We start from the raw sequence: 9,920 nt of genomic DNA on the forward strand, positions 1-9,920 counted from the left end.
CCGCGGCGAGCGGCTATTGTTAGCACAAATGGGGGAGAAGAATCAGCGTCCTGAAGTGCGCTACTTCACAATAAAACGCGTTGGGGCGAAACAGTTGAGCAGGCGGTGCAGGATAAACACCATCGTCAGGGTCGCCAGCAGCGAGATGGTCACCGAAGTGGCGCGATACAGGTCGCTGAACACCAGGTCGCCGTCCGGCTGCAGGTTCTGACCAAACATAATGCCGATGGTGGTGATACTGGCGAAACCGACGCCCGCCCCGACTTTCTCCATCACGTGCAGCCGCGCGCTGAACGCCAGCCCTAAGCCGATAAGCGGCATCATCAACAGCATATGGCTACTGTGGTCGTAGAGGATCAGCTGTATCACCAGAATGTACAGGCAGGCCAGCACCACGCCCGCCACGCGCCAGATGGAGCTGATCACCGCGCCGCGATAGTGCATCGGGAAGAGGATCAGGATCCCGGCCATCAACGCCGAGAGCGAATCGCTCAGGTCGCTCACCTGGAAGACGATAAAGATAATCGTCGCTACGGTACCCGACAGCAGCGATTCGTGGCGCACCCGCGCCGCGTCTTTTTCAATCAGCGGCGGCGGCTTACGCGGTTCGGCATCCGGGATCAGGTAATGCATCAGCGCGCTCAATGCCACCGCCATCACGCTGGCCTCAATATTGGAAAACAGCAGCGTGTGCCAGTTGGCGGAAGGGTAGCTCATAAAGTTGAGCATCACACTCTGGCAGACCACGCCCATCGAGCCAAACAGGAACAGCGGCCCCTGGCTCATAAAACGAAAACGCACCACGTACAGCGCAAACACTACCGCCGTCATGATGACCGGCCATTGGCTGAGATAGCCGATGATCAGTACCATTTCGAGGCAGTTCAACGACGCACTGAAGATAAACTGCTTGGCGACGTGGCGGTTAAATACCGGTACTAAAGACATTAACAGCAGCGGGTAAACGACGAAGAACACGCCGTAGTGAGTATCGTAAAACGTCGAGATACTCAGCGCCACCATACCGGCAAAGGCAATGCGCAAGGTCTGACGGAAATCATTCGCCGTATAGACGATGTTGCCGTGAGGGGTAAAGACCTGCGCGAGGGTTTTAATAGACATAGTGCAACCAGCTAATCAGGTGGATTTGCAGCCCTGAGAAGAAGCGGGCAAAGCCGCCTTCGCTGTTATACAACTGCACCGTGGCGCGCGCGCCGGTTGGAAGGGTTTTATCCAGCGGTTCGTTAAGCGCCACGTGAATGCGCATACGCTGCGCGTCACGCACCCAGCGGGTGGACTGCTCCGGCTGCGACAGTTCGCCGTTCACCGCTTCCTGACCGGCGAGGATCCCCGCATCACTGCTGGTCACCTTCGCGGCAAACACCTGACCCGGCAGCGCATCAAACACCACCGCGGCATCGGTCCCCTGCTTGGTATGACGCAGGCTCTTTTCGCGGAAGTCGGCCACGATATCGGTTTTCTGATTCACCACCGCCATCACCGCACTGCCCGCTGAGGCATACAGGCCGGGGCTAAGCTGGAGGTTACTGACGGTACCGTCCGCTTCGGCGCGGATTTTGGTCCAGTCGAGGTTGAGCTGGGCTTCCCGCAGCGCCGTCTGATACTGCTGAAGGGTGACGTTCCGATTATTGTCACGCTCACCGCGCTGAATTTGCAGGTTGTGGATAGACGCGTGCAGCGCACTGACCGACTGTTCGCTGGTCTGCCAGGTGGTGCGGACTTTATCGAGATCCGACTGCGAGACGTTCTGCATTCGACTCAGACTCTGGTAGCGATCGTAGGTCACGCGGTCGTTGCGGGCCGTGAGCTGCGCGGTCTTGAGGTTCGCTTGTGCGGCAGCAATCTGGGCATCAAGCTGCTGATTGCTCAGCTTGGCCTGCGCCAGCGCTAACGCAGCGGAATCGACCTTATTCTGGAATGGGGTTGGATCCAGTTCATACAGCAGGTCGCCCTTTTTCACCGTGCTGTTGTTGTGCACGTAGACCTGTGAAACGTAGCCGGAGACGCGCGAAGAGATAGGCGTCACGACGCGCATCACCGTGGAGTCCGGCGTCAGCGGGATCCAGATATCAGCAACGATAAAATAGAGAAACATCAGCAGGAAAGAGGCAATACTGACCCTTACCCAGCGGGCAAACTTCTGTTCTGGCGTCATCATGGTGTTTAGTCGGTTTTATTATTTTCTTCGCGGATATTCCGCAGATTGCAGGCTATTTGATTCAGGGTGTCGCTAAACTTCGCGATGTCGGCGGCGGGAATGCCGTTAGCGACGCGAGTCTGGAAGGCTTCAATCACCTGGTTTAGCGTCTGGAGCACGGCCCGACCTTCGTCGGTGAGCGTCAGCAGGCGAATGCGTTTGTCGTACGGTGAGACGGTGCGCTGCAGGTAGCCCTGCTGTTCCAGTAACGTGAGCGTGCGCATCAGCGGCGGCAGTTCAATGCCTTGCGTCTCCGCAAGCTCACTGACCGAAACGTTGTCACCCAGCTGATGAAGCTGCATCAGCACCGTCCAGCTAGACTGAGTCAGGCCGGTATCGGTAATCGCGTGATCGATGATTGAACGCCACTGGCGTACCACCATCGCCATGCGCATGCCCATTGGGCGGCGGGCAAACAGCTCTTCTTCGGTCATCACACTCTCCGATCGTTTCGTACCACTACGATAATACTTACCATGATAAGTATCAAGGAACGGAGAGGCTAAACCGCATGGATTGTAAAACGGGCCTACCTGGCGGCGATGTACTCCACATCCATGGACACGCAGTCAACAAGGCCGATGCGCGCCAGCGAGGTGATGGGCCCCCGCGCGGTGAAAGGGACATGGTACTCTTCATCTTCAATGGTCACCTCGCCGAAACGAAGTTCGGGGGTCATCGTACCGAGCTGACTTTTTTCCTGATACCAGTGCGGGAAGCGGCCGCGTAAATAGTCCTCTTTCACCCGCAGCAGCGCTTTACGGGAGAAATCCGGACGACAGGCCGATGTCGTATCGTGGAAGGTTTCATGAACAACGCAAATCGTCGAAACGCCTGCAGTCAGCAGGCCACAAAATAGTGCAGTCACTAATAATGTCTTTTTCATGCTGAAGGTAGGTTAGGTTGAGTTAACGTATTATCACATCGGGGTATTCTAGAAACATCAGGGGGTATGTAAACCCACCCGTTGGTATTGTTGCGTAAATATCGAATAAATAACTCAGTAAAAAAGATGAGTTACCATAATATATGCATACTGATTGTTGTTAATCTCCTTTAATTGTTTTACACCGTCATCTTAATTACTCTCCCTATTTATTTTTACACCATCAAAATAACGAAGTCTAATAATACAAAACGCCTATTTTTATATATTTATGGAGACCCATTTCCAGAAATAAAATCGTTTTATGGTGAAAGGGTAGACAGCGCAGGCCGTTTGGTGGCAGGATAAAAAGATGAACACGAACGTGACCGTTACCCGCTCCAACCGTTGGTGGCTGCCTTCATAACAGGCGGCTCGGGTTACGTTATCTTTTTTCAAAGCCGCCGAAAGGCGGCTTTGTTGTTTCTCAGTCTCGTCTTTCGGCTTTATACCTCATAAGGAACGACTGATGAACACCACTCACACTATCCTGACCGGCGACCGTCCTACCGGCCAACTGCATCTCGGCCACTACGTCGGTTCACTGCGCCAGCGCGTGCAACTACAGCATGAACATCAGCAGTTTATTCTGATTGCCGACCTGCAGGGGCTGACCGACAACGGCAGCAATCCGCAAAAAATCAGCCACCATATTCTGGAAGTGATGGCCGACTATCTGGCGGTGGGCATTGACCCAAGCCGCACCACCATCTGCCTGCAATCCGCCCTGCCCGCATTGGCGGAGCTGACCGCGCTGTATATGAATATCGTCACCGTGGCCCGCGTGGAGCGTAACCCGACGGTGAAAAACGAGATTGCGCAGAAAGGTTTCTCCCGCTCGCTGCCGGTCGGCTTTATGGCATATCCGATTAGCCAGGCCGCCGACATTACCGCGTTTAACGCCGACCTCGTGCCAGTGGGCGACGATCAGCTGCCGATGATCGAACAAACCAACGAGATCGTACACAAGATGAATAGCCTGACCACCGAGCCGGTGCTGCACCACTGCAAAGCGCTGCTGAGTGACGTGAGCCGTCTGCCGGGCATTGATGGCGGCGCGAAGATGTCGAAATCGCTCGGCAATACGCTCACCCTTAGCGCCAGCGAGACAGAAATTCACCAGGCAGTCAGTGCCATGTACACCGACCCTAACCACCTGCGCGTAGCCGATCCCGGGCAAGTCGACGGCAACGTGGTCTTCACCTACCTCGATGCACTCCATCCCGATAAAGCGCTGGTCGCAGAGATGAAGGCGCACTACCAGCAGGGCGGACTGGGCGACCGGCAGTGTAAAAACGTGCTGGAAGCGTGCCTACAGGAACTGCTGGCCCCTATCCGTGAACGCCGTGCAACCGTGATTCAGGATAAAGGTATGCTGCTGGAACTGCTGCGTCAGGGCAGCGAACGGGCGCACGAGGTGACTCAGCAGACGCTGCACGCAGTCAAACGTGGGCTTGGGCTGCCAGTACTGTTCTGAACGCTATGAGGGCTCAGGCGCTGCCGAGCCCTCATCCACTTTGATTAATTGTGTTAATGCTTTCGCAAACCCATGTTAACGGCATGGACATAATGAATGTCGGTGTTAGTATGACATTGACAGTAGCTATATTTATGCGTGTTTCATTTACGGCCAGGATTGCTGACGATGACCACATGAGTAGCACTCTTCACAGCATCCTTTCCTTTCGTTTAAGACGAAACGCGCGCACTCAGCAACAGGGAACAGAGCGGGTAGCGTATGGACAAATTCAAGCAGCATTGGGCCTGGTATATCGTCGGTATCGCGGTGGTGATTGCCGCCGTGGCGTGGTGGATGCTTCGTCCGCCGGGGCTACCGGCAGGGTTCGCCAGCAGTAATGGTAGAATTGAAGCCACGGAAGTGGATATCGCCACCAAAACCGCCGGGCGTATCGAGTCGATTGTCGTTAAAGAGGGCCAGTTTGTCCGTCAGGGTGAAGTGCTGGCCCGCATGGACACACGGGTGCTGAACGAGCAGCGCCTGGAAGCTGCCGCGCAAATTAAAGAGGCGCAAAGCGCCGTTGCCGCCGCTAAAGCCTTGCTGGATCAGCGTCAAAGCGAAATGCGCGCCAGCGAAGCCATCGTTAAACAGCGCCAGGCAGAGCTGGACTCCACCTCCAAACGTCACGCCCGTTCCAGCACGCTGTCGCAGCGCGGTGCCGTTTCCGCCCAGCAGCTTGACGATGACCGTGCCGCCGCCGAAAGCGGCAGGGCTGCACTAGAATCCGCCCGCGCGCAGGTCTCTGCCGCCCGTGCGGCAATAGAAGCCGCCCGCACCAGCATCATCCAGGCACAAACCCGCGTCGAAGCTGCCCAGGCAACCGAACGCCGCATCATGGCCGATATCGACGATAGCGAACTGAAAGCCCCGCGTGATGGTCGCATTCAGTACCGCGTGGCCGAACCGGGTGAAGTGCTGGCTGCTGGCGGGCGCGTGCTGAATATGGTCGACCTGGCCGACGTCTACATGACCTTCTTCCTGCCTACCGAACAGGCCGGGCTGTTAGCCATAGGCAGCGAGGTGCGCATCATTCTGGATGCCGCGCCGGATTTGGTAATCCCTGCCAATATCAGCTTTGTGGCAAGCGTCGCCCAGTTCACGCCGAAAACCGTCGAAACCAGCGATGAACGACTTAAGCTGATGTTCCGCGTCAAAGCGCGCATTCCGCCGGAACTGCTGGCCGAACACCTTGAGTATGTGAAAACCGGCCTGCCGGGGATGGCCTACGTGCGCCTGGATAACCAACAGCCATGGCCTGCCATGCTGATGGTGAGGTTGCCGCAATGAAACAGGATATCCACCCCGCCGTCGCCCGGCTGGAGCACGTCGGCCAGCATTTTGGCGCCACCGTCGCGCTGCGTGATATCACGCTGACCATCCCCTCCCGCCGTATGGTGGGGCTGATTGGCCCGGACGGCGTGGGGAAATCGAGCCTGCTGTCGCTGATTGCCGGCGCACGGGTGATTGAACAAGGCAACGTGATGGTGCTCGGCGGCGATATGCGCGATGCCCGGCACCGCCGCGATGTCTGCCCGAAAATCGCCTGGATGCCGCAGGGGCTGGGTAAGAACCTCTATCACACCCTGTCGGTCTACGAGAACGTCGACTTCTTCGCCAGCCTGTTTGGCCACAATAAAAGCGAGCGTGAAGCGCGCATCGACGAGCTGCTGCAAAGCACCGGGCTGGCGCCGTTCCGCGACCGCCCTGCTGGGAAACTCTCCGGTGGGATGAAGCAGAAGCTCGGCCTGTGCTGTGCGCTGATCCACGACCCAGAGTTACTGATCCTCGATGAACCCACCACCGGTGTGGACCCGCTCTCACGTGCGCAGTTCTGGGAGCTTATCGACAGCATCCGCGAGCGCCAGCCGGAGATGAGCGTGCTGGTCGCCACCGCCTATATGGAAGAGGCCGAGCGCTTCGACTGGCTGGTTGCCATGAACGCCGGGGAGGTGCTGGCCACCGGCAGCGCGGAAGAACTCCGTGGCCACACCCATAGCCAGACACTGGAGCAGGCGTTTATCGCCCTGCTGCCGGAGGCGCAACGCAACGCGCACCAGCAGGTTATCATCCCGCCGCGCGATACCTCTGAAGAGGAAATTGCTATTGAAGCGCGCGGGCTGACCATGCGCTTTGGCAACTTTGTCGCGGTGGATCACGTGAACTTCCGTATCGCCCGCGGCGAGATTTTCGGCTTTCTCGGCTCCAACGGCTGCGGTAAGTCCACCACCATGAAGATGCTGACCGGGCTGCTGCCCGCCAGCGAAGGGGAAGCCTGGCTGTTTGGTCAGCCGGTCGACCCAAAAGATATCGAGACCCGCCGCCGGGTGGGCTACATGTCGCAGGCCTTCTCACTCTACAGCGAGCTGAGCGTGCGGCAGAACCTGGAACTGCACGCGAAGCTGTTCCATATCCCGGATGACGAGATCCCCGCCAGAGTTGCCGAGATGAGCCGGCGCTTTATGCTCACCGAGGTAGAGAACGCCCTGCCTACCGCGCTGCCGCTCGGCATTCGTCAGCGCCTGTCGCTGGCGGTGGCGGTTATCCATCGCCCGGAGATGCTGATCCTCGACGAACCGACCTCCGGCGTAGACCCGGTGGCCCGCGATATGTTCTGGCAGTTGATGGTCGACCTGGCGCGCCAGGATAAGGTCACCATTTTTATCTCCACCCACTTTATGAACGAAGCAGAGCGTTGCGACCGTATTTCGTTGATGCATGCGGGCAAGGTGCTGGCCAGCGATACCCCGCAGGCGCTGGTCGAACGGCGCGGCGCGGCCACGCTGGAAGAGGCGTTTATCGCTTACCTGCAAGAGGCTTCCGATCCGATTCCTGTTGCAGAGATGGCGGAAGCGCCCGTGAAAACCGAGAGTGAACCACCGCGCCAGGCCTTTAGCCTGCGCCGTCTGTTCAGCTATAGCCGTCGTGAAGCGCTGGAGCTGCGCCGCGATCCCGTGCGATCGACGCTGGCGCTGCTGGGAACGGTGATCCTGATGTTTATCATGGGCTATGGGATCAGCATGGACGTGGAGGATCTGCGCTTTGCGGTGCTCGACCGCGATCAAACGGTCAGCAGCCAGGGCTGGTCGCAGAACATTGCCGGTTCGCGCTATTTTATCGAGCAGCCGCCGCTGCATAGCTACGATGAACTGGACCGCCGAATGCGCGATGGCGAGCTGGCGGTCGCCATCGAAATCCCACCCAACTTTGGCCGCGATATCGCCCGCGGTACGCCGGTGCAGATAGGCGTGTGGGTCGATGGCGCGATGCCAAACCGCGCGGAAACGGTACGCGGCTACGTGCAGGCGATGCACCTTTCGTGGCTACAGGAGATGGCCGGGCGACAGCCTTCTGCCAATCGCGATACGTCATTGATTTCTATTGAGACGCGCTATCGCTATAACCCGGATGTGAAGAGCCTGCCGGCGATCGTTCCGGCGGTGATCCCGCTGCTATTGATGATGATCCCAGCGATGCTCAGCGCGCTGAGCGTGGTGCGAGAGAAAGAGCTGGGTTCGATCATCAACCTGTACGTGACGCCCACCACCCGTACCGAGTTTTTACTCGGTAAACAGATGCCTTACATCGTGCTCGGGATGTTCAACTTCCTGCTGCTCTGCGCGCTGTCGGTATTCGTTTTTGGCGTGCAGCACAAAGGGAGCTTCCTGACGCTAACGCTGGCGGCACTGCTGTACGTCACCATCGCCACCGGGCTGGGGCTGTTGATCTCTACCTTTATGAAGAGTCAGATCGCAGCGATCTTCGGGACGGCGATCATTACGCTGATTCCGGCCACCCAGTTCTCCGGGATGATCGATCCGGTCGCGTCGCTTGAAGGGCCAGGGCGTTGGATTGGCCAGATCTACCCGACCAGCCACTTCCTGACCATTGCCCGCGGCACCTTCTCAAAAGCGCTGGGGCTAGGTGACCTGTGGGCGTCGTTTATTCCGCTGCTGATTGCCGTGCCGCTGGTGCTGGGATTAAGCGTGTGGCTGCTGAAAAAACAGGAGGGATGATGCGCGGATTACGCAATATTTATAACCTCGGCGTGAAGGAACTCCGCAGCCTGCTGGGCGATAAAGCAATGCTGACGCTGATTGTGTTTGCCTTCACCGTGTCGGTCTACTCTTCGGCAACGGTGATGCCAGGCTCGCTCCATCTGGCGCCGATTGCGATCGCCGATATGGATAAATCACAGCTCTCATCGCGGATTATCAACGGCTTCTATCGGCCGTGGTTCCTGGAGCCAGAGCTGATTACCGCCGACGAGATGGATGCGGGATTAGACGCCGGGCGCTATACCTTCGCCATCAATATTCCGCCTAATTTTCAACGGGATGTGCTGGCAGGAAGGCAGCCGGATTTACAGGTTAACGTTGATGCCACCCGTATGAGCCAGGCGTTTACCGGCAACAGCTACATCCAGAATATCGTGACCGGCGAGGTAAATAGCTTTGTGGCGCGGTATCGGGATAACAGTGCGTTGCCGGTAGAGCTGGCAGTGAGGATGCGCTTTAACCCAAACCTCGAGCAGGCGCGTTTTGGCGCGGTGATGGCAATTATCAACAATATTACGATGCTGGCGATCGTGCTCACCGGGTCGGCGTTGATCCGCGAGCGTGAGCACGGCACGGTTGAGCATCTACTGGTGATGCCGGTGACGCCGTTTGAGATTATGCTCGCCAAGGTCTGGTCGATGGGGCTGGTCGTTCTGGTGGTGTCGGGGCTGTCGCTGATGTTGATGGTGCAGGGGATCCTGCAGGTGCCGATAGAGGGGTCGATCCCGCTATTTATGCTGGGGGTCGCGCTGAGTCTGTTTGCGACAACGTCGATCGGCATTTTTATGGGCACGATTGCCCGGTCGATGCCGCAACTGGGGCTGTTGATGATCCTCGTACTGCTGCCACTGCAGATGCTGTCCGGCGGTTCAACACCGAGAGAAAGTATGCCGCAGCTGGTGCAGGACATTATGCTCACCATGCCGACAACACATTTCGTGAGCCTGGCGCAGGCAATTCTCTATCGTGGTGCTGATTTTTCTATCGTCTGGCCGCAGTTTTTGACGTTGCTAGCCATTGGCGGGGCGTTCTTTGGTATTGCGCTGGTGCGTTTTCGTAAGACGATTGGGGAGATGGCGTAAGATTTGTAGGCCGGATAAGGCGTTCACGCCGCCATCCGGCAGTGTGCATCACCGTTATAGCCCGGACGAGCACAGCGACCCCGGGATGTTCACCGCTCTTTCATTTCCCGCAGACGCAAAA

At 57.6% G+C, this 9,920-nt stretch carries 8 protein-coding genes; 4 read left to right on the forward strand and 4 right to left on the reverse strand.

What is annotated here, in order from left to right; genetic code table 11:
• Positions 1 to 60: 60 nt before the first annotated feature.
• From V6940_RS12775 to V6940_RS12790, 4 genes are all read right to left on the reverse strand, one after another.
• A complete protein-coding gene (locus V6940_RS12775) occupies positions 61 to 1,122 on the reverse strand; it encodes a DUF2955 domain-containing protein (protein ID WP_185668194.1) in 1,062 nt (353 codons plus the stop codon).
• Positions 1,112 to 2,179 carry an HlyD family secretion protein gene (locus tag V6940_RS12780; protein ID WP_333496118.1) on the reverse strand — a complete coding sequence of 356 codons (1,068 nt, stop codon included), beginning with the start codon at positions 2,177 to 2,179 and terminating at the stop codon, positions 1,112 to 1,114. Before V6940_RS12780 ends, V6940_RS12775 begins: the two co-directional genes overlap by 11 nt.
• 5 nt (positions 2,180 to 2,184) lie before the next feature.
• Positions 2,185 to 2,652, reverse strand: coding sequence for a MarR family transcriptional regulator (locus tag V6940_RS12785; RefSeq protein ID WP_185668192.1), 468 nt, complete (start codon positions 2,650 to 2,652; stop codon positions 2,185 to 2,187).
• Between the two features lie 95 nt (positions 2,653 to 2,747).
• Entirely contained in the window at positions 2,748 to 3,086 is a 339-nt protein-coding gene (locus tag V6940_RS12790; protein ID WP_333496119.1) for a YebF family protein, read from the reverse strand.
• Between the two features lie 526 nt (positions 3,087 to 3,612).
• Between V6940_RS12790 and trpS the strand changes: the two genes are divergently transcribed.
• The 4 genes from trpS (at position 3,613) to V6940_RS12810 (ending at position 9,799) form a co-directional block, all read left to right on the forward strand.
• On the forward strand, positions 3,613 to 4,620 hold the full coding sequence (gene trpS, locus V6940_RS12795; RefSeq protein ID WP_333496120.1) for a tryptophan--tRNA ligase: 1,008 nt from the start codon (positions 3,613 to 3,615) through the stop codon (positions 4,618 to 4,620).
• A gap of 261 nt (positions 4,621 to 4,881) precedes the next feature.
• The gene (locus tag V6940_RS12800; RefSeq protein ID WP_333496121.1) at positions 4,882 to 5,949 is read left to right on the forward strand and encodes an HlyD family secretion protein; all 1,068 of its coding nucleotides are present in this window, start codon (positions 4,882 to 4,884) and stop codon (positions 5,947 to 5,949) included.
• On the forward strand, positions 5,946 to 8,675 hold the full coding sequence (gene rbbA, locus V6940_RS12805; RefSeq protein WP_333496122.1) for a ribosome-associated ATPase/putative transporter RbbA: 2,730 nt from the start codon (positions 5,946 to 5,948) through the stop codon (positions 8,673 to 8,675). Before V6940_RS12800 ends, rbbA begins: the two co-directional genes overlap by 4 nt.
• Positions 8,675 to 9,799, forward strand: a complete 1,125-nt coding sequence (locus tag V6940_RS12810; protein ID WP_333496123.1) for an ABC transporter permease — start codon at positions 8,675 to 8,677, stop codon at positions 9,797 to 9,799. The genes rbbA and V6940_RS12810 overlap by 1 nt, the downstream gene beginning before the upstream one ends.
• Positions 9,800 to 9,920 lie beyond the last annotated feature (121 nt).

The organism is Kluyvera sp. CHPC 1.251, from assembly GCF_036759945.1.
Lineage (GTDB): Bacteria > Pseudomonadota > Gammaproteobacteria > Enterobacterales > Enterobacteriaceae > Kluyvera > Kluyvera sichuanensis.